The organism is Streptomyces montanus, assembly GCF_005786655.1.
Taxonomy (GTDB): domain Bacteria; phylum Actinomycetota; class Actinomycetes; order Streptomycetales; family Streptomycetaceae; genus Streptomyces; species Streptomyces sporangiiformans.
Window position 1 is genome coordinate 130,692 of record NZ_VBZC01000002.1, and the last position, 23,134, is coordinate 153,825.

The 23,134-nt window shown below is 69.0% G+C and carries 17 protein-coding genes; 3 read left to right on the forward strand and 14 right to left on the reverse strand.

Features of this window, described 5'->3' with window-relative positions; translation table 11 throughout:
• The first annotated feature begins 694 nt into the window (after positions 1-694).
• Positions 695-919: a hypothetical protein gene (locus tag FE633_RS01960; RefSeq protein ID WP_138043241.1), complete on the forward strand. Its 225-nt coding sequence runs from the start codon at positions 695-697 to the stop codon at positions 917-919.
• A gap of 31 nt (positions 920-950) precedes the next feature.
• Here FE633_RS01960 and FE633_RS49660 read toward each other — a convergent pair whose 3' ends face one another.
• The 4 genes from FE633_RS49660 to FE633_RS01975 all read right to left on the reverse strand — a co-directional run bounded on the left by FE633_RS49660 (position 951) and on the right by FE633_RS01975 (position 5,253).
• Positions 951-1,397, reverse strand: coding sequence for a DUF6817 domain-containing protein (locus FE633_RS49660; RefSeq protein ID WP_425473133.1), 447 nt, complete (start codon positions 1,395-1,397; stop codon positions 951-953).
• A 58-nt stretch (positions 1,398-1,455) separates the two neighbouring features.
• Positions 1,456-2,748 (reverse strand): NAD(P)/FAD-dependent oxidoreductase, encoded by a 1,293-nt coding sequence (locus tag FE633_RS01965; RefSeq protein WP_138043242.1) that lies wholly within the window; start codon positions 2,746-2,748, stop codon positions 1,456-1,458.
• Positions 2,749-2,798: 50 nt separating this feature from the next.
• Positions 2,799-3,482 (reverse strand): haloacid dehalogenase type II, encoded by a 684-nt coding sequence (locus FE633_RS01970; protein ID WP_138043243.1) that lies wholly within the window; start codon positions 3,480-3,482, stop codon positions 2,799-2,801.
• Positions 3,483-4,035: 553 nt separating this feature from the next.
• Positions 4,036-5,253, reverse strand: a complete 1,218-nt coding sequence (locus FE633_RS01975; RefSeq protein WP_138043244.1) for a PucR family transcriptional regulator — start codon at positions 5,251-5,253, stop codon at positions 4,036-4,038.
• Between the two features lie 778 nt (positions 5,254-6,031).
• On the opposite strand from FE633_RS01975, the gene FE633_RS01980 reads away from it, so the two are divergent.
• A complete protein-coding gene (locus FE633_RS01980; protein WP_138043245.1) occupies positions 6,032-9,058 on the forward strand; it encodes an aminotransferase class III-fold pyridoxal phosphate-dependent enzyme in 3,027 nt (1,008 codons plus the stop codon).
• Between the two features lie 453 nt (positions 9,059-9,511).
• Here FE633_RS01980 and FE633_RS01985 read toward each other — a convergent pair whose 3' ends face one another.
• From FE633_RS01985 to FE633_RS02005, 5 genes are all read right to left on the reverse strand, one after another.
• Positions 9,512-10,390, reverse strand: a complete 879-nt coding sequence (locus tag FE633_RS01985; protein WP_138043246.1) for an alpha/beta fold hydrolase — start codon at positions 10,388-10,390, stop codon at positions 9,512-9,514.
• A 140-nt stretch (positions 10,391-10,530) separates the two neighbouring features.
• A complete protein-coding gene (locus FE633_RS01990; protein WP_138043247.1) occupies positions 10,531-11,244 on the reverse strand; it encodes an ABC transporter ATP-binding protein in 714 nt (237 codons plus the stop codon).
• Entirely contained in the window at positions 11,241-12,056 is an 816-nt protein-coding gene (locus FE633_RS01995; RefSeq protein WP_138043248.1) for an ABC transporter ATP-binding protein, read from the reverse strand. Before FE633_RS01995 ends, FE633_RS01990 begins: the two co-directional genes overlap by 4 nt.
• Positions 12,053-14,080, reverse strand: coding sequence for a branched-chain amino acid ABC transporter permease (locus FE633_RS02000; RefSeq protein WP_138043249.1), 2,028 nt, complete (start codon positions 14,078-14,080; stop codon positions 12,053-12,055). The genes FE633_RS01995 and FE633_RS02000 overlap by 4 nt, the downstream gene beginning before the upstream one ends.
• 99 nt (positions 14,081-14,179) lie before the next feature.
• On the reverse strand, positions 14,180-15,493 hold the full coding sequence (locus FE633_RS02005) for an ABC transporter substrate-binding protein (RefSeq protein ID WP_138043250.1): 1,314 nt from the start codon (positions 15,491-15,493) through the stop codon (positions 14,180-14,182).
• Between the two features lie 277 nt (positions 15,494-15,770).
• Here FE633_RS02005 and FE633_RS02010 point away from each other — a divergent pair, with 277 nt between their 5' ends.
• Positions 15,771-16,505, forward strand: a complete 735-nt coding sequence (locus tag FE633_RS02010) for a hypothetical protein (protein WP_246113364.1) — start codon at positions 15,771-15,773, stop codon at positions 16,503-16,505.
• A 627-nt stretch (positions 16,506-17,132) separates the two neighbouring features.
• Here the strand turns inward: FE633_RS02010 and FE633_RS02015 are convergent.
• From FE633_RS02015 to FE633_RS02035, 5 genes are read right to left on the reverse strand one after another with little or no spacing between them, the layout of a single operon-like run.
• Positions 17,133-18,743 (reverse strand): glycoside hydrolase family 13 protein, encoded by a 1,611-nt coding sequence (locus FE633_RS02015; RefSeq protein WP_138043251.1) that lies wholly within the window; start codon positions 18,741-18,743, stop codon positions 17,133-17,135.
• A 35-nt stretch (positions 18,744-18,778) separates the two neighbouring features.
• A complete protein-coding gene (locus FE633_RS02020) occupies positions 18,779-19,723 on the reverse strand; it encodes a carbohydrate kinase family protein (RefSeq protein WP_138043252.1) in 945 nt (314 codons plus the stop codon).
• Positions 19,720-21,213: a glycoside hydrolase family 32 protein gene (locus FE633_RS02025; RefSeq protein WP_138043253.1), complete on the reverse strand. Its 1,494-nt coding sequence runs from the start codon at positions 21,211-21,213 to the stop codon at positions 19,720-19,722. Before FE633_RS02025 ends, FE633_RS02020 begins: the two co-directional genes overlap by 4 nt.
• Before the next feature lie 46 nt (positions 21,214-21,259).
• Positions 21,260-22,138 (reverse strand): carbohydrate ABC transporter permease, encoded by an 879-nt coding sequence (locus tag FE633_RS02030; protein ID WP_138043254.1) that lies wholly within the window; start codon positions 22,136-22,138, stop codon positions 21,260-21,262.
• Positions 22,135-23,130 carry a carbohydrate ABC transporter permease gene (locus tag FE633_RS02035; protein WP_138043256.1) on the reverse strand — a complete coding sequence of 332 codons (996 nt, stop codon included), beginning with the start codon at positions 23,128-23,130 and terminating at the stop codon, positions 22,135-22,137. The genes FE633_RS02030 and FE633_RS02035 overlap by 4 nt, the downstream gene beginning before the upstream one ends.
• Between the last annotated feature and the right edge of the window lie 4 nt (positions 23,131-23,134).

Below are 23,134 nucleotides of genomic sequence, written 5' to 3' on the forward strand. Positions count from 1 at the left end.
ACCTGCGAAAACGTCCCTCTCGGGGCGTTGGAACGCCGACTTTAGCCCAACGGACACAATCCGCTGCTCACTTCAGTGAAGCGTTGCGCCCGCCTGTTCCGCTTGGGTTGCCGCAAACGCTCTGACCTGCGGATCTGTAATTGATCAGGGAAGTCGTCAGCATGGGTGTGGCGGCCCTCGGGGCAGCAGCACAGGTTGTTGGGGCCGGATTGAGGCCGAGGGGATCGGGTTGGGGTGGACAGCTGCGTGGCTGGGCCCTGCCTGGCAGGTTCGACAAACTGCCCGAACTGGAAACGACCCGGAAAAGGGGAGAGGTCAGGGCATGAGGGCGGGGCGAGCTGTGACGGCGTTCGGAGTAGATGCTGACCACAGCGTGATGGGGCGGCGGTGGGTGCCGAACCGTGGGGCCAGAGGGTTGCTTCGCTGGTGGTGCGGTCGGTACTGCGAGGGCGTCGATGATGATCAAGCTGGCCGCAGATCGAGGGCCCCGTAGGCTGTGCCCGGTGACCACTAGGAAGGCGGGTGGGTCGCAGCCACGTGTCACGAAGAGCGCCAGGGCCCAGCAGCGACGGCAGGAGACCCTGCAGATCACGATGGACACCTTTCGCGGCGCCCGCGGCTACAACACGCGTCGCGGAGCTCGCCGGCCTCGCGCCCTACCTCGGCGTCCCCGTGTGCGGGCCTCAGCAACATCATGAAGCTGACCGCCAACGCCCCGAAGGGCTTCCAGCCATCCGCCGCGTTTGTCACCCAACAGGCCGCCTACATCGTCGTCCGAGCCATGATCGCCCGCAGCACCGGCCAAGCCATCGGTCCGATGCGCCACGTCGAGTACGACGCCCGTTTCAGCCCCTGGTATGACATGCCGGCACCCTGTCGCCCCCGGCTGGCGTGCGCCTGCCGGTCGCACGAGCCGTAGAGATACACGATGGCTTCGGCCTCGGCTCCGATCACCGCCGCGAGTTTCGGCACGGCGGTCCGGAAACAGCAGCGTGGTGGGGAAGCCGTCGGTGCCGCAGCACGCGTGACACAGGCGAGCCGGAGGGGCGGGGGCGGGCGCCCCACGCCGCGAGCTGCTCCTGGACGCGGTGGAGGTGCGCGAGGAGGCTCCCTCCGGGATGGACGAGCTCCGCCGCACCGAGATCGCGCAGGAAAGCAACCGCCTGAGCGGATGCGGAGGGTAAGACGGACACGGGCGGGCTCCTTCCGTCGCTCGGTCGGCACCCGTCCGTGCCTTCGCCTGGAGCCCGGACCGCGCGAAGACGCCGGACGGGTTGCCGTTGCCTCGATGTGCGCCCTTGGCCTCGCGCTTTCACACCCCGCCTCGGTCTGGACGGCAGCCGTCGAGCTCGGTGACGAGATCCGCGACTGCGCTTTTCGAGTGCCGGAAACGACATGGCAAGGGCCAGTGGCGGGCGGACACCGCCACTGGCCCTTCCGGTGAATCGCTGTTGGTCAGCGCAGGCGGTCCTTGGCCTTGTAGTAGGCGCCGCCGAACGGCAGGAACCAGGCGGTGCCGTTGTAGAAGGGGACGGGAACCTTGGGGAAGCCAAGGTCACGCAGGGGGTTGGCCTCCGGCTTGCCGTCCATCATCTCGGCGACCGCCCGGCCCATGTAGGTGGCCATCTGGACTCCATGGCCGCAGTACCCCATGGAGTAGTACAGGCCCTTGGCGCCCTGTGCCTCACCCGCGTGCGGGAGGCGGTCCCAGGAGAAGCCGACCATGCCGCCCCAGACGTAGTCGACCCGGACGCCCGCCAGTTGCGGGAAGATCTCCGTCATCTCCCGCTTCAGGACGTCCCCGCTCTTCACGTCGGAGGCAGGGTTGGAGGGCGCGAAGCGGGCCCGGCCACCGAAGGCGAGGCGGTTGTCGGGGGTGAGGCGGATGTAGTGGCCGACGTTCTTGGAGTCGACCACCAGGCGCCCGTTGGGAATGATGTCGCGAGCGCGCGCCTCGCCGAGCGGTTCGGTGACGATGATGAAGCTGCCGACGTTGATCAACCGCTTCCGGAACCAGGGCAGCGCCTTGTCGGTGTAGGCGTCGGTGGCCGCCATGACCTGCTTGGCGCGGATGGTGCCGTGCATGGTCTCGACGAGGAAGCCGCCGCTGGGGGTCCTCGTCAGGCCCGTGGCGGCGTTCCGTTCGTGGATCTCCGCACCGGCGTGTTCCGCGGCCTCGGCCAGGCCATGGACGAACTTGCCCACATGCAGGGCCGCGCCGAGCGGGTCGAGCAGCGCGCCGTGGTAGTAGTCGGAGCCGAGTTCGGCGCGCAGTTCACTCTTGGTCAGCAATACCGTGTCGTGGCCGAAGTTCTCGGCCAGATCGCGCTGCTTGGCCCGCATGGCGTCGAAGTGCTGGGGTTTGAAGGCGACGCCGAGGCGCCCGGCACGGTGGAAGTCGCAGTCGATCTTCTCCCTGACCGCGAGCTCCTCGACGAGGTCCACCGCATCGCGGAACGCATCGTAGATCTCGCGGGCGCGCTCCATCCCGTAGCGCTTGCGGGCCTCGGCCGGGCTGATGGTGATGCCGGGGTTGCAGTGGCTGCCGTTGCGTCCGGAGGCTCCCGAGCCGACCTTGTCCTTCTCGACGAGGACGACCCGGGCGCCCTTGCGGGCGGCGTGGTAAGCGGTGGACAGTCCGGTGAGGCCGCCGCCGATGACCACCACGTCGGCCTCGTCCGGCAGGTCCTTTCCAGACCGGTCGGGCAGGGCGGGAGCGGTGTCGAGCCAGTAGGGGATCTGCTTCATGGCGTGCGTCCTTTGCGTTCTCTATCCTGTGTCGCCGTGTCGCCGTGGGGTCAGCAGCCGAGCAGGGCCGGCAGGCCGGACAGGTCGGGCAGCTCGTCGAAGGGCTGGTAGTCGGCGCTGCCGCGGGCGCCGATGGAGCCGTTGTGGCCGTAGCGGTTGATCCACACGCGGCGAGCGAGGCCGAGGTCGCGGGTGGGGATGAGGTCGTACTCCCAGCCCTGGGCGACGTGGATGACCTGGGCGGGGTCGATGTCCATGGCCTGGAAGGCGTACTCGAAGGTCTGCCGGGACGGCTTGTACGCCTTGGCCTGCTGGGCGGTGATGACATGGTCGAACTCGACGCCCATGTTGGCCAGGTTCTGGGCGATGAGGTCGTCGTCCGTGTTGGAGATGATGGCGATCTCGTACCGCGACTTCAGCGCCCGCAGGGCGGCCGGGACCTCGGGGTGGGGGCAGAAGGTGGGCACGGCCGCGACCAGGGCCTCGCCGTCGGACTGCCGGTACTCCAGGCCGTGCAGACGCATCGCTATCTCCAGGCTGGAGGGCAGCAGCTCGCGGAAGGGGCGGTATGCCTCCAGGACGGCGTGGAACCGCATGATGCGGAAGTCGTCGAGGAACTCGTCGACGTTCAGACGGTCCAGGTCCAGCCGGTCGGCCAGGACCTTCAGGGTGGTGGGGCCGAGCTGGAAGTCGACCAGGGTGCCGTAGGCATCGAAGGTGACGATCTGACGCATGATATTCAACCTCTTTACGGACATATAGGGCATCCCGTTTACCGGGAGTCACGATCTCGTCGAGTGCGGCCAGGCCGGCCGCATCGGGGTTTTTCAGGAGGCTGCCGAGCGTTGGGGCGGCGACCGATGGCATGGGGGCTGAGGGGGTGCCCGAGGGGCCGCCGCTGGAGGACGAGCCCCCGGACAGGCCGGGGACGGCGAATGCTGATCAGGTAGTCGGCGGCAGCATCATTGCTGCTCCGATGCGATGAGCCTCTCCGGCTCGAGGTGATGCGTCAGTGAAGCACTGTGGAGAATCCGGCAACAAGGGACGTGAGGCCGCGAGATCGACCGCGTATTTTGTGCCTGTGCACAATTTCTGAGAGGCACCGCGAGCGGCTCCGGCGCGAACTGCGGCCGCTTGGCGCTGCTGCCCGGCGGCGTGACCGGGCTGTCGGCCACCAAGGCTGCCATCCTCATGAAGGGCATATGGCCTCTGACCGCCACGCTTTGTCTCCAGCTCTCTCGGTCGCGGCCCCGGCCGGTTGCCACAACCCGTCCAGCAATCGGTGGATCAGGACACCGTCACCCGGAAGCGGGCGCCCGCGTCCGTCTCCAGCCAAGCCAGGGCGAGGACCAGCCGGGCGGCGTCGTTCGGTCGTGACAGCTTCAGCCCGGTCGCCTCTTCCGCGGCCTGCAGGCGATTGCCCACCGTGTTCCGGTGACGGTAGGTGCGTGCGGCCACCTCGGCGACCGAGCCCAGGTCGAGGTACCAGCGCAGGGTCTCGACGATGCTGTCGCGGTCGCGCAGCTCGAGGAGTGGGCGCAGCACGCCGGTGGCCATCGCACCGGTGAGCTCCTCCTGCGCCGACATGATCGCCCCGACCCAGTGGCCCTCCACGTGCCGCACTCCGGGCTGCGCGGAGCTGCGGATCGCGGCACGTGCGAACCGGATGCCCCGCGCCGTCAGCGCCAGCCCGGGGACTTCCGCGACGCCGCAGCGCCACGGGGCGAACGGCCGGAGCATGGCAAGCATGGCCTCTTCATCGCGCTTTCCGTGACCGATGATGCCGAGGAGCTCGTCACCCATCCATCCGAAGTGACGCAGCAGGCCGCCTCGGCGCAGCGCGTCGTCGACCTGGGACAGAGCAGGGTCCCCGGTAGGAACGGATTCGACCACGACCACGGTCAGGGCGACGTGCTCGGAGAAGCCCAGCAACGTCGAGGCCTCGGCGACCGTGGAGGGATCCTGCTCCCCTTCCAGGACGAGGCGACTGAAGGCGCGGTTGCGCACCTCCGTACGACGGCTCGCCAGGTCGCGCTCGGTGCGGCGGTAGGCGTCGACGACCTCGACGCTGTTGGCGTCCGTCGCCTCCCAGACGCGGATCAACCCGTCGAGGAAGTCGGGATCGGCGCTGATGCCACGTGCTCGCCCCTCCGCGAGCACGGCCTCCCACAGGGTCCTGAGGTCCAGCTGGAAGGAGTGCATCAGAGCGGTCAGAGGAAACGCCTGTTCCGCTCGCTCGCGTCCCACGTCCTCGGTGGCGCGCGAGACTGTGCGGGGCACGGAACCGCCGGCCAGCCGGGTCAGGGCGAGTTCGAGGGTTCGTCGCATCCCCTCCCGTTTCTGGACCGGGTCCCAGTCCGCCGACGCGTAGGCGGCCTCCTCGGCTTCCAGCTGTTCGAGAGCACGAGAGGTCAGTTCGTCAAGTCGTTCCTCGAGGAGCCGGCGCGCGATCGCCTGCACGGCGTCGTGGCGGGCCCCACCCTGACGGCCTCCCGGGCCGCTCACGAGGACCGCCTCTCCCGACGACAGCCGTCACCGGACGGATACGGGGCCGCCTCCGGGAAATGCCGCTGACATGCCGGTGGGGCTCCCTGGCAGAAATTGTGCACAGGCACAAAATACGGGGTCGATGTCGCGGCCTCACGTCCCTTGTTGCCGGATTCTCCGCGGTGTTTCATCTGACGCATCACCTCGGGCTGGAGAGGGCTCGGGACATGACGACGCACTTGGAGCAGCTATGGCGCTTCCGTAAGCACCTGATCCCCAGTCCGTCACCTTGAGTAGGCGCTGCTGAGGACGCCGCGTTCCTCGGGTCAGTGTCAGCGGTTCGCCAGGCAGAGCGGGATCGAGATCACCCAGGACTCCCCCAGAGACTACGCCGAGCTCAAGGCGAGGGTCGAGGACCATGAGGACACCGCTGGACCCCGCCCAGGCGCTGCGCGGGGTGCTTCCTCCAACGTCACCTGGGACGTCATAACCGCCGCCGCGTGAGCAGATGACAGGTCTCGATGAGCGCTCCGCCTTTGACGGACGGCCCACCTCGGACCTGATGCCGACCAAGGCCAAGGTCTGCGCAGCCCGTGAAGCGATCGAGACACAGCCGCGGCAGCCCTGCCCGCCTCCTCCCAGGAACCGCATCGATCGGACCGTCCGAGAGCTGACTGACAGCGTCGGGCAAAGGTCCGACACGGGTGGCGGCGGGGGACCGGCCACGACCCGAGCGTCGTGACGCAGGCCCACGGCGAGTGATGAGCGACCTGACGACGAGAGAGAGAACGCACCGATGACCTCAGCGACCACCGCCGGCCAGGACGGAACGACCATCCCCGGTCACACCAGCCAACTGCCGGGCTCCCTCCTCGATCACGTGCTGCGGCAGTCCTTCGGACTCGAGGGATATGTCCAGCACCCACTGGGAGGGGAGGTCGACCAGAACGTCCGGATCACCGGCGATGACGGCATGCGCTACTTCGTACGGGTCACCCGCGCGGAGCCGGACTCAGCCGACGTCCTCTGGCAGAACTCGCTCCTCCAGCATCTGGCCTCCACCGTTCCCGACCTTCCGGTGCCACGACTGGTTGCGACACGCGAGGGGAAGTGCCTTGCCGCCGTCGTCCACGAGGGCCGAACGCACGTGGTCCGCGTGATGAGCTGGCTTGAGGGCCGGGTCCTGGCGGATCTCGACGACCATCCCGCGGCGCTTCTGCGTCAGCTGGGAGAAGCCGCTGGGCGGCTGAGCCTCGGACTCTCCAGCATGGAGCCACCGGTGGGCTTGGAACCGCACGACTGGGACATGCGCCGGGCCGCTGAGATCGTCGAGGCGTCGCTGCACGCTGTCCAGGACGCGGACCGGCGGGAGTCGGTGCGCACGATCATGGGCTGGTACGACGATCTCCTGCCGGCATGGGACCGACTGCCGCGGAGCGTCCTACACCAGGATCTCAACGACGCCAACGTTCTGGCCGACGCCGACGAGGACGGGGTGCTGCGGATCTCGGGCATCGTCGACCTGGGCGACTCGCTCTACAGTGTGCGCGCGGCAGAGGTGGCGATCGCGGCGGGCTACGCCATGGTCCGCAAGGCCGACCCGCTCGCTGCCGCGGCCGAAGTCGTGGCCGGATTCCACTCGGTGCTCCCCCTCACGGCTGAGGAACTGGCGGCTGTCTATCCGTTGGCGGCCGCCCGGCTGTGCATGAACGCCGTGACGTGGACGCGCCGGGTCGCCGAGAGCGACACGCCGTACGGGCGGACCCGCGTGCAACACACCTGGCCGGCGATCGCGCAGGTGGCCGAGGTCTGCCCCGACGTCGCCGAGGCGACGTTCCGGGTCGCGTGCGGACTCCCCCGGACGCCGGAGCAGCGGGGTTTGGAAGAGGTCTTGGCAGAGGCGGTCCGAGACGGTGCCCCGCACACACCGGCCCCGCAGCTGCTCGACCTGCGACCGGCAAGTGATCTCTACGACGAAGTCGACTGGCACGATGCGAGGGCGGTGCGCGCGAGCATCGACGACGTCCTCGACGGACGGCGGCGGCGGGGCTACGTGCCCCACCTCAGCGCATCGCTGCTCCTGGGGGGCCGGCGCCGCCCAGGAGCCGACGAGCCCGCGACGGTTCAGGTCGGCGGCTTGCTGGTCGTGGCCGACGCCGAGGAGGTTGCCAGCCCGCTGTCCGGCGTCGTCGAGGCCCGCGGTGGCCCCGGTATGCCGTTGGTGCTGCGACATGCGGTCGAGGGGCTGGAGTTCTGGACCTGCTGGTGGGGACTCGACGACTCGCCGCCCGTTGCGGCGAGAGTCCCGGCCGGGGCGCCGTTGGGACGCGCCGGCGCGAGCGATGAGACGGACGCGCTCGGGCCCTGCGTCCAGGTGCAGGTCCATCGCACCGCACGGATGGCCACCTGGCCGCCGCCTCGTGCCGTGCCGCCCTCCGCACGGCAGGTGTGGAGCCACCTGTCACCTGACCCCGCCGGGCTCTTCGGGTTCACCGAGTCCCCCGCCGCGGTCCCCACCATCGACGACGTCGTCTCAGTGCGCCGTCGCCACATCGCTCGCTCCCAGCGCAACTACTACCGCAACCCGATGAACCTCGTGCGCGGGCGGGGCGTGTGGTTCCACGACGAGGACGGCCTGGCCTATCTGGACTCGCTGAACAACGTCACCCACGTCGGCCATGCCGAGCCACGGGTGACGGCCGCCGCCACCCGACAGATGCGCAAGCTCAACACCAACAGCCGTTTCGTCTACCCGCAGATCGCCAGTTACGTGCAGAAGCTGGTAGCCACCCTGCCCGACCCGCTCGAGGTCGTCTTCCTCGTGTGCACGGGCAGCGAGGCAAACGACCTGGCGTTGCGGATCGCTCGCCAGGTGACAGGTCGTCAGCACATCGTCAACATCGACGGCGCGTACCACGGAAACACCGGCGTGGTGACCGGGATCAGCCCGAACCGTTACAAGGGCCCCGGCGGCGCCGGTGCACCCGCGACCACCCACGAGGTCGTCATCCCGGACCGCTACCGCAGCACCTACGGGTACGACGACGCGGACGCCGGAGTCAAGTACGCGCGCGACGCCGCGGCTGTCATCGAGCGGATCACAGCCGACGGCCGACCCCCAGCCGCCTTCATCGCCGAGTCCCTTATGGGATCGGGCGGGAACATCGTGTTCCCCGACGGCTACCTCGACGGCGTGTTCACTGCTGCCAGGCGGGCGGGCGCCCTGTGCATCTCCGACGAGGTCCAGGTCGGCGTCGGACGACTCGGGCCCTGGTGGGGTTTCGAGCTCCAAGGGGTGGTCCCGGACATTGTCACGATGGGCAAGCCGCTCGGGAACGGGCATCCCCTCGCGGCGGTGGTCACGACTCGGGAGATCGCCGACGCGTTCGACACGGGCATGAAGTACTTCAACACCTTCGGCGGCAACCCGGTCTCCTGTGCGATCGGCGAGGCCGTGCTCGACATCGTCGAGCAGGATGGGCTGAGGGAGAACGCCGTGAGCGTGGGCGGGTACTTCACCCAGTCGCTGCGCGAGCTCCAGCAGCACCAACCGCTCATCGGTGACGTGCGGGCAGAAGGGCTCTACCTCGGCGTCGAACTGGTCCGCAACCGCACCACCAAAATGCCGGCCACGGAGCAGGCCTTCATGGTCACCGAGCTCATGAAGGAGCGAGGCGTCATCGTCTTCCCCAATGGCGTGCACGACAACGTACTGAAGATCAAACCGCCCATGACCTTCCGTCGTGAGCATGTGGATGTCTACGTCGACGCGCTGGACGAGGTCCTGTCCCTGCCCGAGCTGCGTTCGGCCGTTCAGTCCTGAGACGGGCAACCGTCCACTGAGGCAATGAACGAGAGTGACCCGCGAAACGCGAGAAGTGCCCTGCTGGCCGGCCACTCCGGCCAGGGCTTCAAGCTCTCGCCCGCCATGGGCGGCATCGCCGCCGACCTCGCTCTGGAGGACCCCACCTCCCAGCCGATCGCTTCATCACCACAAACGGCCGCACCGCGGCCTGAGCTAGCCGCCGTCTTCAATGAGGCCCGGTCCGCTGCGGGCCCGTCATGTCTGCGAAGCCCTCGACCGCGAACTGCTGCCCAGGAACATCGAAGGCACCCGCGCCAAGCTGAAACGCTCCGTCAAGCTCGGCACCCTCACCGAGATCGACACCGGCAGCTTCGCCAGGAAAGCAGTAACCGACCAAGGCCCGCGACCAGCCGGGGAAGGATCATGCCCAGCCGACGTCCGGCCCGCGACTATGAGCCCCTCCCCGCCAGCTCAGCGGGAATCTGTCTCCAGCGCCGAGCGGGCGAGGACGCGGTTCAGCCAGGCCAGCAGGTCGTTGACGATCTCCTGTTTGTTGGTCTCGTGGAACAGCTCGTGGCGGGCTTCGGGATAACTGAGATAGGTCACGTCGATGACGCCGGCCTCGCCGTAGCGTTCGACAAGCAGGTTGCTGAGTGAGAGATCGGCGTTCAGCGGGTCGTGATCCCCGACCAGGACGCAGATGGGCAGATCCGCCGGGATGCCCTTGGGCTGGGCAAGTGACGCCGAGGCGATGGTGATGTCAGCCATGCCCTGGGCGTCGAGGCTGAAGCCGCACATGGGGTCGGCGAGGTAGGCGTCGACGGCCAGTTCGTCCCGGCTGAGCCAGTCGAACGGCGTGCGGCTGGGCTGGAACGCCTCGTTGAGCGCGTGCAACGGGTCTCCTCCCTCCGCGGCCTCCTGTGCCTGTGCCGCTAGCATCACGTCGACCGCGGTAGTCCCGGCGAGGGCGACGGCGTCGATCAGGTGGGAGTGGCCCAGGACGTACTGCTGCGAGGCGAAGGAACCGAGGCTGTGTCCGAGCAGCACCAGGGGCAGGCCGGGGTGCTGCTCGCGGATGGCCTCTGAGAGGGTGACCATGTCACTGACGAGTCGGTTCCAGCCGTCGTCCCCGAGATGACCGGGCTCGGCGTGCCTGCTCAGCCCGTGTCCGCGGTGATCGTTGGCATAAACTGCGTAGCCCTCAGCGGTCAGTGCTGCCGCGAGTGGGGCATAACGGTCGGCGTGCTCTCCCATGCCGTGGGCGATCTGGACGACGGCTCGCGGGGGCGACTCCGGCTTCCATTCGTGCACGTGGATCTGGACGCCGTCTTCGCTTTCGAAGGTGAACATCGGGTTCCTTGTCTTGGGTACGCGGGCAGCCCTGAGCGTCCGGCCGAGTTGTACGGGCCGAGTTGTACGGGGTGGGCCGGCCCGAGCGGTTCAGGCTCACGGCGGTCGTGGTGTACGACGGTCGTGGCCGCCCGGCCGGGTCAGACGTGCTGCTCGCCGAGGTAGCCGGCGATGATCCGGGACTGGTCGGCCCGGAGTTCCCGGGCCGCGGCGTGCGCGGTGATCTCGCCGTGGGAGAGGACGTAGCCGCGGTCGGCTATGTCGAGGGCGAGGCCGACGTGCTGTTCGACGAGCAGCACCCCGCAGCCGGTGTCGTCGGCATAGCGCCTGACTATGGGCAGCAACTCCTCGACGATGATGGGTGCCAGACCGAGGCTGAGCTCGTCGAGCAGGAGCAGCTTGGGGCTGCGGGCCAGGGCCCGTCCCATGGCGAGCATCTGCTGCTCGCCGCCGGAGAGCAGTCCTGCCTTGCGGTCCTGGAGGCGGGACAGGGCGGGGAAGTAACGCGCGGCGGCCGCCTGGTCGAGGCGCTCGCCCCGGTGACCGAGGCGCAGGTGTTCCGCCACCGTGAGGCCGGAGAAGATGCCTCGTCCTTCCGGAACGTGGGCGATGCCGAGGCGGGCGCGGGTCGCTGCCGGGATCCTGCCGAGGTCCGTTCCGTTGAAAGTGATGGTGCCGGCAAGGGGGCGCAGCAGCGCGGAGACGGCCTTGAGCGTGGTGGTCTTCCCCGCTCCGTTGGCCCCGAGGAGGGCGACGACCTCTCCCGCGCCCACTTCGAGGTCGATCCCGCGGATGACAGCGGCTCCGTCGTATCCGGCGGTGAGTCCGGCCACCTTCAGGACTGGGGTGCTCATGGTGTCTCCGGTGTGCTGGTGAGGGCCTTGGCGGAGCCGGCGGTCGAAGTGCCGGACGCGGTGGCAGGCTGGACGGCGGATGCCCCGAGGTAGGCGGTCACGACGGCTGGGTCGGTTCGGACCTGTGCCGGTGTCCCGGAGGCGATCACCTTGCCGAACTCCAGGACGACGACGTGGTCGCAGATGCCCATCACGAGGCTCATGTCGTGGTCGATGAGGAGCAGCGCGGTGCCGGCCTCGGCGACCGCGCGCAGTCTGCGTCCGAGTTCGGCGCTCTCCGTCGTGTCCAGGCCGGCCGCGGGTTCGTCGAGACAGATGATGCGGGGGCGGGCTGCCAAGGCCCGTGCCACACCGACGAGTTTGCGTCTGCCCTGGGACAGTTCGTGTGCCGAGGCGTCGGCCAGGTCCTCGAGTCCCAGGGCCGCGAGGGCCTCCGGGACAGCGAGGTTCGGGGACGGGCGGCGGCCGAAGGTCTCGCCGAGCGTGGTCCACCACGTCGAAGGGTCCGCCGTGACCTGGAGGTTCTCCGCGACCGTGAGGTCTTCGAAGAGTTCGCTGCTCTGGAAGGTGCGGGCGAGTCCTCGGCGGGCTCGTACATGGGGCGGCCGTCCGGTCAGGTCCTTGCCGTCCAGTTCCACCTTTCCCCGGGCGGCGACGAGGCCGGTGACCGCGTCCACGAAGGTGGTCTTGCCGGCCCCGTTGGGGCCGATGAGCCCCACGAGTTGGCCCTCGCCGACCTCCAGGGAGACATCGCTGAGCGCGTGGACGCCGCCGTAGCTGACGCCCAACTGCTGGACAGAGAGAACGTTCACGGTGCGACCTCCTTGGCGTCGGCAGTGGTACGGCCGAGGTGGATCTCCGGGGAGCCGACGGCGGATGCGTTGTCGGCCGGTGGTCCGGTCGTGGCCGCCGCGCGTCTCGCCCTCTTCGCCGTTCTCCGGCGGTGGGCGGCGCCCGCGATGCCGTCGGGGTTGGCGATCAGCGTCACGATCAGGGAGACGCCGCCGAAGAGCAGGGCCCAAGTCCCCTTGATCCCGAACCACTTGTCCAGCGCGTGGGGCAGCAGCGCCTCGGTGGACATCAGCCCCGCGATCACGGCTCCGGACACCATGGTGATGCCGCCGATGTAGGCGAAACCGATCAGGCCGAGGGCGGCCAGCGCGGTGAACCGGGCGGCGCTGACCGAGCCGAAGTTGTAGCCGTAGAGGGTGCCGGCGGCGCTGGCGATGAAGGAACTGATCGTGAACGCGGCGATCTTCACGGCCCGCACGTCTACACCGGCTGCCGCGGCGGCGCGCTCGTTGGAGCGGACGGCGAGCATCCGTCGGCCGAGTCCGGTGCGCCTGAGATGGGCGACGTACAGTCCGAGAGCGACGGTGACGGCCAGGACGAGGAAGCCGAACATGGGGCTCGGTTCGTTGCCGTCCAGGCCGCGGAAGTCCGCTTTCGGGCCGAGGTCGATCCCGAACAGGCGCGGCGGGGGTACGGACACTCCGGCCGTTCCGCCGAACGAGGTGTTGTTGAACAGCGCCTGTTCCATGGCCAGGGCCGCGGCCAGGGTGACGACGGCCAGGCTCACGCCCCGCACCCGCAGGGCGGAGACGCCCGCGGCTACTCCGAGCAGTGTGGCCAGCACCATCGCGCCGAGGGCGGAGAACGGGAACGGGATCCCCAACCGGACCGAGAGGTGGGAGAGGACGAAGCCCGCGGTTCCGGAGAGCGCGAGCTGCATCACGGAGATCTGTCCCACGTAACCGGTGATGACGACGTAGGACAGGACGATGACCATGCCGATCAACGAGTTCGTGAGTGCCTGGCGGAAGTCGAACGGGAGCACTATCAGTGCGGCGGCGGCGACCGCGGTGGCCATCAGGGCGGGACGTAGCAGCCGCTCGGGCAGCGGCACCGCGGGCAGTCGCTGTTCGACGAGTTCACCACGGCGCGGCAGACCGGCACCCCGCACATACAGGGCGACGACCATCAGGGCGAAGACGAGGAGCTGCTGGAGGCCGGGCATGGCGTTGCCGTTGTCGGTCGGGAACCAGCTCTGCGTGGACAGGTAGTACACGATCGACTGGAGCACTCCGATGAGGATGCCCGCGGTGCAGGCGATCCACAGCGAGGTGAACCCGGCGAAGAGGGCGGCGGCCAGGGCCGGGACCACCTGCAGGGGGAGCGTCATGGAGTCGACCTGGACGATGGGCGCGGCCAGGACACCGAGGAGCCCGGCGACCAGGGCGGCCAGGAGTGTGTTGGCCATCGAGACGCTGTTGGGTGACAGGCCTGCCAGAAGAGCGGCCTGTTCGTTCTCCGAGGCCGCGCGGGTGGCCAGGCCGAAGCGGCTCCACCGGTACAGGGCCCCGAGGACCATGGCGATCACGACGACCAGTCCGGCCAGGCCGAAGCGGTCGAAGGGTGTGGTGATGCCCAGCATGGTGACGGTGCCGGTCGGAAGGATGCTCGGTGCCTGCTGCGGCTGCACCCCGAAGACCAGGAGCACGGTGGCCTGCAGGGTGAGCAGGATGCCGAGGGAGGCCGCGAGTTTGGCCAGGGGCGAGACGGTGCGCAGCGGCTTGAAGACCGCCACCTCTGTCAGGACTCCGATGGCCAGCGCGACTGCCAGCGCCCCGGCGAGAGCGGGTCCCACGGGCAGGGTGAGCCCGAAGAAACCGGTGGTCAGGGCCCAGAAGGCGTAGGCCGAGGCCATGGCGACCGCGCCGGTGGACAGGTTGATGATGCCCGAGCCCCGGTAGGTGACCACCACGCCGAGCGCGATGCCGGCGATCAGTGCCCCCTGGCCGAGGCCGAGGACGGCGAAGAGCAGGATCTGTTCCAATTCATGACTCCTGTCATGAGTCCGCAAGTCCGCGAGTCCGCGCTGCTGAGGCTGCGTCCTGCGAGGCTGCAACCTCAGCGGCGGCGGGGCGGGCGGGGCTCACTGGGGCGGGCGGATCCAGTCGGTCAGGGGCTTGAACTGGCCCTTGCCTTCGTACTGGTAGAACCTCGCCTGGTCGTTGCAGACGGCGGGGGCGTCCGAGTACTTGCCGCACTTGACCTCTGCGGCGCCCATGATGACCGGCCCGGGGAACTTCTTGAGCCGCTCGGTCACGGACGCGGGGGTGATCTTGTCCGGGCCGATGGCGTTGAGCACCTTCGCGTACGTCAGGATCGTGCTCCAGCCCAGCGGCGCGAAGACCTTGGACTGGTCGTCCTTGCCCAGCCCGGCCTGCGCCGAGGCCTTCAGGAACGCCTTGGAGTCGGCGGCCGAGGAGTCCATCGGCAGCGTCTGGGCGACGCCGTACGTCCAGGTGGGCAGGTCCCCTCCGAGCCCCTGGGCAACATCGGGGGACATGCACAGCGGCGTGGAGACCACCGGCTTGGTGACATTGAGCTGCTTCAGTGCCTTGGCGATTCCGACGCATCCGCCACCGATGGAGATGGGGACCACGACATCCGCGGTGTTCGCCCCGGCCGCGGTGACCGGGCCGATCAGATCGGTCGACTGCGCGTCGAATCCGACGGACTTCACCTTCAGACCGGCGGCTTTCAGGCCTTTCACCGCTGCCCCGGAGGCGATCTTGTCACCGGGCGTGCTCGTGTGGATCACCGCCGCGGTCTTCGCCTTCAGCACGTCACGGGCGTACGTGCCCCAGGTGCCGAAGATGTGCGGCAGGTCGCCGAACGTGCTGAAGGTGTTCTTCGCGGTGGGCATGGTCGGGCCCGTCGCCACTCCGACCAGCACGGGCTTCTTGCCCGCGATCACGGAGTTGAAGGAGGCGTCACCGAGGTAGAGATTGCCGACGCCGATGGCGGAGACCTCCTTGTCGCCCAGCAGTTGCTGGCCGCACTTCTGTCCCTCCTCCTCGGCGGACACCACCGTGCAGACGTTCAGCTTCAGCGGGTGCCCGCCGATGCCGCCCAGCCTGTCGTTGACGTACTTCACCGCGGCACGGGCACCGAGGGTGGCTTCGGGGTTGCCGCCGGGGCCGCCTTCGACGTTCACCCAGCCCAGGGTGACCGGGTCGAGGCCGGCGTCGGCCTTGCCCGCCTTTCCGCCGACGTAGCCGAGGTAGTCGGTCACGACGTCACTCGCCGAGCGGGAGTCCGAAGTCGCGGAGGAGCCACCCCCGGAGGCGCCGGACGACGAGGGTGCGTTGGTGCCCGATCCGCCGCATGCGGCGACGCCCAGCAGGGGCGCCATGGCGGCGGAGACGAGGCCGAGTCTGAGGGGGCGTGAGATTGCGGGCATGCGGGATCCTCCAGGATCGGAAAACGGCAGGGCGATGCCCGGCACGGCATGCGGGGAGAGCGCGGAAGGCAGCGGAGGGGCAGGAGGGCGCACCGGGATGACCGGTGCCTCGGTCCAGCCCGAGGAACTTCGAAAGACCAGGTGATCGGTGCTTTCGAGTTTCGTAACTTTCTTACGGATCGGGAATCTAGGTGTACGCTGGCGCCCTGTCAACGCCCCCGTTCACACCGAATTAACGATCATGCAATGGGAGGGGAAGGACATGACGGAGCACGCCGTGAGACGCAGGCTCCCTCGGCGCTCACCCGAAGAGACCCGGGCCCTCATGCTGGAAGCGGCAACCCAGCTCGTCTGCGCCGGCACCTCCGACACGAGCGAGGCTGCCGTCTCCGCAGCCCTTGCTCATATCCGCGTCAAGCGGGTCACCGAGGAAGCCACCCGCATCATGCGGGAGAGACTGGGCGACGACACCGCACCGGCGATCACGACCGGATCCATCTACCAGATCTGGCCTGCCCAGGCCGACTTCCAGGCAGATCTCCTCTTCCACCTCACCAGCCGACAGGCCGAACTGGTCCCGGGGCTGCCGGAGAGCATCCGCCGTTTCAAGGAGGCGGTCGACACCGGCACGACCTGGCAGGAGGCTCTCAACGACGTCCTGACGGACAACCACGAGAACCACCGAGTGGACCCGATCTACCGCGTGCTGCTCGGTTTCTACTCCAGCGCCGCCAACCCACGCGTCCGCGACGCCCTGGGGCACTACGGCGAGTCGTTCACCGAGGTCGCCTGCGAGGCGTACCAGGCGCTGCTGGACGCCTACGGGCTGCGCATGCGCGCGCCCTACAAGATCGAACACCTCGCCACCACCATCGCCGCCCTGCTCGACGGCTTCCACATGCGCTGGATCGCCGGACATCCCAACCTGGAGGACCCGGAAGGACGGGACCGCTGGTCCCTCGCCACCCGGGCCGCGGTGATGGTGTTCGACCAGTTCACCGAACCGGTGTAGGTGGGTGCGTACGTCCATGCGTCGATGAGCGCGGAGCGTCTGCGCATTGGATAGGAACAGACCGACAAAGACGGAGGCGCGGAGACACAGCACACCCCATCTGACCAGCAAAAACGTCATGAACGGACGCTGATCGGCAAGGGTCGCCAAGATCCTCAAAGGACTCATAATCCGTCGGCCGTGGGTTCGAGTCCCACCCGCCCCACCATGCAGGTCTGTGACCCGCGGAAACGTCTCGGCAGGGGTGCGGATTCAGGACTTTGGGTCGACGGACTGAATCCGCTGCTCGTGAGTTCAGCAGCGGTGCGGTGATCCGTGGTTGAAAGCACGTTGACCTGCGGTTATGGATCGTTCGGTGGCTCTCGCAGGCTGGAGCGGGAGGCTTGATCAGCGAGCAAGAGTGGTTGTTGGGACGCTGATGGGACGCAGGGAATCGGAAGTGGCGACTGCCGGCCCATCGTGTCGATGTCGGCCTGTGGAGACAGCGGAAGCCGTCGGTGGCGGCAGGCGGGGGTTCTCCGGACCTCTGGAGCGCAGGGTTCGCATGGGCCAGGGCCGGTGCGGTCTGCGGGGAGTGGACACCGGACAGGCCCTGGCGGATCGCGGGGGTGCTCCAGATGGAGGCCGCTAATTCTTGAGCCAGACCGCTTGGTCGGGCTCCAGCAGTCCGTCTTCGACGGGACCGCTGACCAGCAGGATCGTGGTGTGGTCGGGCAGCCGGTATGTCTCGGTCGAGAGGTTGACGACGCACACGAGGCCGGGGTCGCGGTGGAAGGCGAGGATGTCGGCGGGGGTGTCGAGCCAGGTCATGGTGCCGTCGCCGAGGGCGCGGTTGTCGCGGCGGAGCTGTAGGGCGGTGCGGTACAGCTCCAGCATCGACGTCTCGTCACCGGTCTGTGCCTCGACGCTGCGGCTACCCCAGTCCGGGGGCTGCGGCAGCCAGGGCGCGGCGGTGGCGCCGGCGGGGCTGAAGCCGAACGGGGCCACGTCGCCGGACCAGGGAATCGGGACTCGGCAGCCGTCGCGGCCCGGGTTGGTGTGGCTGGAGCGTTCCCAGACGGGGTCCTGGCGTACGGCCTCGGGCAGGTCTTCGACCTCCGGGAGGCCGAGTTCGTCGCCCTGGTAGATGTAGGCGCCGCCGGGCAGGGCGAGCATCAGCAGGGCTGCGGCGCGGGCGCGGCGGGTGCCCAGCTCCAGGTCGGCCGGGCCGTCGGGGAGGTAGGGGACGTTGGGTATCCAGCGTTTGACGTTCGGGCGGGCGTAGCGGCTGGTGTGGCGCATGACGTCGTGGTTGGACAGCACCCAGGTGGCCGGTGCGCCCACGGAGGAGAGCATGGCGAGGGAGTCGTCGATGGCTGCGCGTAGCACCTTGGCGTCCCAGCTGGCCATGAGGAAGTCGAAGTTGAAGGCGGTGTGCAGGCCGTCGGGGCGGACGTAGGCGGCGAGTCGGTCGGGGGTGTCGGTCCAGGCTTCGGCGGCGAAGGTGCGGTCGCCCGGGTACTCGTCGGCGATCTTGCGCCAGGTGCGGTAGATGGCGTGGACGTCGTCGCGGTCCCAGTGGGGGTGCGGGATCTGCGCCTGGGCCAGGTCGGGCAGTTCCGGGTCCTTGGCGAGGCCGTGGGCGACGTCGATGCGGAAGCCGTCGACGCCCCGGCTGAACCAGAACCGCAGGATGGACTCGAACTCGGCGTGGACGTCGGGGTGTTGCCAGTTGAGGTCGGGCTGCTGGGGGGGGAACAGGTGCAGGTACCAGTCGCCGTCGGGTACGCGGGTCCAAGCGGGGCCGCCGAAGCAGGACACCCAGTTGTTGGGCGGCTGGGCGCCGTCGGGGCCGCGGCCGGGCCGGAAGATGTACCGGTCCCGCTCCGGGCCGCCGGGGCCGGCGGCCAGCGCCTGCTGGAACCAGGCGTGCTGGTCGGAGGTGTGATTGGGGACGATGTCGGGGATGATGCGGATTCCGTGCCGGTGTGCGTCCTCGATGAGCTGTTCGGCGTCGGCGAGTGTGCCGAACAGCGGGTCGATGGCGCGGAAGTCGGCGACGTCGTAACCGCCGTCCGCCATGGGTGACTTGTACCAGGGGTTGATCCAGAGGGCGTCCACGCCGAGCGCTTTGAGGTAGGGCAGGCGGGAGCGCAGGCCGGCGATGTCGCCTTCGCCGTCGCCGTTTCCGTCGGCGAAGCTGCGGATGTAGACCTGGTAGATGACGGCGCTGCGCCACCAGGGGGTGATGGTGGACATGGCGGGGTCCTTTGACGGAAGGGGCTGCAAGGAGCTCACCGCGTTGCGGGGGCGAGGGAGGAGTCCTCGGCTGCCCGTGCCGCGTCGATCTCCTCGCTGGTGGGGGGTTGTGCGCCTGCACGGGCGCAGGTGAGGGCGCCGGCGGTGACGCAGCGGCGTAGGGCCGTTTCCAGTTCGGCGGGCGTGGCCGGGATGTGGACCGTTCCATCGGGCTGGAGGAGGGTGTCGAGGAGGCAGGCTTGGAAGGCGTCTCCGGCGCCGATGGTGTCGACGACGCGCGTCGGTGGTGCGGGGAGGGTGACCTGGTGGTGCGCGGTGAGGGCGGTTGCGCCCTGGGCGCCGCGGGTGATGACGGCCAGGCGCGGGCCGAGGGCGAGCAGGGCCTGTGCGGCGGCTTCGGGGGTGAGGTCGGGGTAGAGCCAGGCCAGGTCCTCGTCGCTGGCCTTGACGAGGTCGGCGGCGGCGATCAGCCGTTCGGCCCGGGTGCGGTAGGCGTCGCGGTCGGGCAGGACGGCGGGGCGCACGTTGAGGTCGAGGGAGACGGCGCGGCCCGGGTGGCTGCGGTGTGCTTGGCAGGTCTCGACGACGCGGGTGGCGCCGGGTTCGACGACGGCGGCGAGTGAGCCGGTGTGGATCAGGGTGGTCTGGGGCGGGAGGGGGATGTCGACGGGGTCCCAGGCGGCGAGGAAGTCGTAGTGGGCGCTGCCGGTGGTGTCATCGAGGTAGGCGAGGGCGATGGTGGTGCGGGCGGAGGCACTGGGCAGGTGGTGCACGTCGACGCCGATGGAGTCCAGGTGCGCGCGGACCAGTTCGCCGGGCAGGTCGTCGCCCCAGCAGGTCATGAGGGTGGCGGGTTGGCCGAGCCGGCGCAGACCGACGGCGACGTTGGCGGGGCTGCCGCCGGGGTGCGGGACGATGTGGGCGCTGCCTGCCCGCCAGGCGAGGTCGACCAGGGCTTCGCCGATGACGACTGTGGTCATGAGACACGTTCCTTCCGGTCCGGAGCAGCGGCCGCAGCTTCCTTGATCTGAAGCGGCTGCAGGTCCCATGCGTCGACGGTGTAGTCGAGCCGTGCGCCCGTGGTGGCGCGTGCCTCCAGGCGCCAGGGGCGGTCGGACTTGGGGTAGAAGCCCTGTGCGCCGACCGGGTAGAAGCGCACGGTGAGTGCCTGGCCGGTGGCCAGGAAGATCTCGGCGATCGAATGGTCGACGATGATGCGCAGGTCGACCGGTCCGCCGCCGGGGCAGGGGATCTTGTAGGTGCCGCCGTGGGCGCGTGGGTCGAGGGAGGCGCGGTCGCGGTTGACGACCAGCTCGCCGGCGTCGGCGTCGAGGCGGATGTCGAGGTATTCGGAGTTGTCGGGCGAGGTGACCAGGCGCAGGCCGGCCGTGCCGCTGACTTCCAGGCGTGCCGTGAGGTCGAAGCTGCGGCCCACCGTGCCCAGGTCCACCGGTTCGGTGTTCGAGGCGAGTCCCGCAGAGTGGAGGATGCGCTCACCGCGCAGGGCGAGGAGCTCCTCGGCGGGCTGCTGGTGCGGTCGGCCGTCCTCGGTCAGGGTGATCTCGCGGGGCAGGGTGAGCGTGCCGGCCCAGCCGTCGGCGTCGGACCACTCCTGGTCGCGGGCTTCCCAGGACCAGCCCCACAGCAGCCATCTGCCTCCGGGGGCGGACAGCAGGGCGGGGGCGTAGAAGTCGGGTCCGTGGTCGAGGAGTTGGGGCGAGGTGGCGTGGAGAACGTTGTCGTGTTCCTCGCCGGCCAGGGCGAGGACGGAGCGGGGGCCGTCGTGGTCGTCCCAGGCGGCGACGATGAGGGCGCCGCGTCCGCCGCCGGCGGGGAGGTATTGGGGGCACTCCCAGCCCTCGCCGGTGAGCAGGCCCGCTTCGGGCGGGCCGACTGGCTTCGGGGCACCGGCGTGGAAGGGGCCGCGGTAGGTCCAGGTTTCCAGGTCGGGCGAGTCGTACAGGAGGACCGCGGCGCGGCCGTCGGCGAGGGAGGCGCCGACCAGCATCCGCCAGCCCTGCCCGTCACGCCAGACGTACGGGTCGCGGTACATGGTCGTGCCCTCGGGCGGCTCGGGTATGAGCAAATCCCCTCGGGGAGCGAAGCTGCGGCCGTTGTCGAGGGAGGTGGCGGTGGTGACGGGCTGGTCCCAGCGGTCACGTCGGTAGGCGGAGTAGAAGGCGACGATGCGGTCTCCGTCGGAGACGGCGTTGCCGGAGAAGCAGCCGTCGGCGTCCACGCCCCCGGGGGTGGGGGTCAGGGCGATCGGCAGGGGTTCCCAGCTCAGCAGATCGGGGCTGCGGAAGTGGCCCCAGTGCATGTTCGCGTGGCGGGTGCCGTAGGGGTTGTACTGGTAGCAGACGTGGTAGTGGCCGTCGTGGAAGACCAGCCCGTTGGGGTCGTTGATCCAGTTGGCCGGCGGTCGCAGGTGCGCGACGGGACGGTGGGAGTCAGAGGGCGCGGTGGACACACGCGTGCCTTTCAGGGTGTGCAAAACATGGGGGCGGAGGGAGGGCTCAGCGGAAGGAGCCGGCCACGATTCCCTCGACGAAGTACCGCTGAGCGGCAAGGAAGATCAGCACGCTGGGAATGAGGGCGAGGATCACGCCGGCCAGGACGATGGAGACACTGCCGGTGCCGTTGCTTCCCTGCAGGCTCACCAGTCCCAGAGGGAGGGTGAACTTGTCGGTGGACTGCAGGAAGATCAGCGGGCGGAAGAACTCGTTCCAGTAGGCGGAGAAGGTGAGCACCGCCAGCGTCGCCATCGGGGCGCGGGCCATGGGGGCGTAGATGCGGGCGAAGACCTGGAAGTGCGAGGCCCCGTCCACGCGGGCCGCCTCGCCGAGTTCGCGGGGCATCTGCAGGAAGTACTGCCGCATCAGGAAGGTGCCGAAGGCGCCGCCGACCGCGGGCAGGATCAAGGCCATGCGGCTGTCGGTCAGGCCCAGGTACTTGATGATCAGGAAGACCGGGATGATGGTCGTCTGGACCGGCACCATCATGGTGGCCAGGATGATCCAGAACAGGGCCTTGTTGCCGCGGAAGCGGACCATGGCGAAGGCGTAGCCGCTCATCGTCGAGGTGATGAGCTGGCCGGCCACGATGAGCCCGGTGACGATCGTGCTGTTGAGGAAGAACGTAGCGAGGGGGACCTGGTCGAAGACGGCCTTGTAGTTCGACCAGATCGGATCCGTGGGGAACCACTTCGGGGGCTGGTCGAAGCTCGTGGCCGGGGTGCGCAGCGAGGTGGACAGGGCCCACACGAGCGGGGCGACGACCAGCACGGCCGCCACGATCAGCACGGCGAGGGACAGCAGCCGTCCGACGGTGAGACGACGGCGGCGGCGCGGCGCGGGGACGGTGGTCGCGGGCTGCTTGTCGAGGATGGCGGTCACGAGTAGAACACCCACTTTCGGCTCACCGTGAACTGCACGGCCGTGATGACGAGCAGGACGGCGAACAGCACGACGGACATGGCCGAGGCGTAGCCGAACTGAAGGTTCTGGAAGGCCGTCTGGTAGACGAGCAGCACGGTGGTGTACGTCGAGTCGCCCGGTCCGCCCTTGGTCATCACATAGGGCTGGTCGAACAGCTGCATGGTGTTGATCAGGCCCACGGTGGACGCGAACAACACGGTCGGGCTGATCAGCGGGAGCTTGATCCGCCAGAACATCCGGGCCGAGGAGGCGCCGTCGATCTGCGCGGCCTCCAGGACGTCCTGCGGCACGGAGCCGAGGGCTGCGACGAAGAGAATGAAGGTGAAACCGAGTTGCTGCCACACGGCGACGATCACGATGGTGGCCGTCGCACCACCGGTGGAGCTCAGCCACGACACCTCGGGCAGGTGCAGAAGGCCCAGGTAGTAGTTGATGACGCCGAACTGGTCGTTGAACACATACGACATCACGATCGAGATCGAAGCCGCCGAGGCCAGCATCGGCAGGAAGAACGCCGCCCGGAACAGGTTCTGGACGATCTTCGAAGCCCGCTGGGCGACCAGCAGCGCAAGGCCCAGGCCGAGGACCACCTGAAGGAAGACGATCATCACGGCGAAGCCGGCCGTCACCAGCAGGGAATGGGTGACAGCTTCGTCGCTCAGCAGCGCGTCGAAGTTGTCCAGTCCCACGAACTCGGGGCTGGAGATGGCGTCCCACTTGAACAGGGCGAGGACGAAGGAGGCCAGGATCGGGGCGACGGTGAAGACGACGACCACGATCAGGGACAGCGACACCATCCCGTAACCGAACAGGGTCTCGCGGCGGGCGCGCCCTGCCTGGGCGCGGCGCCGCAGGACAGCGGGGTCGTCCGCCGGGGACTGTGGGGGGCGGCCGGGCCGCGCGCCCGACGGGGCGGACGCGCGGCTGCCGCTTCGGACAGGGTGGGCCATCAGC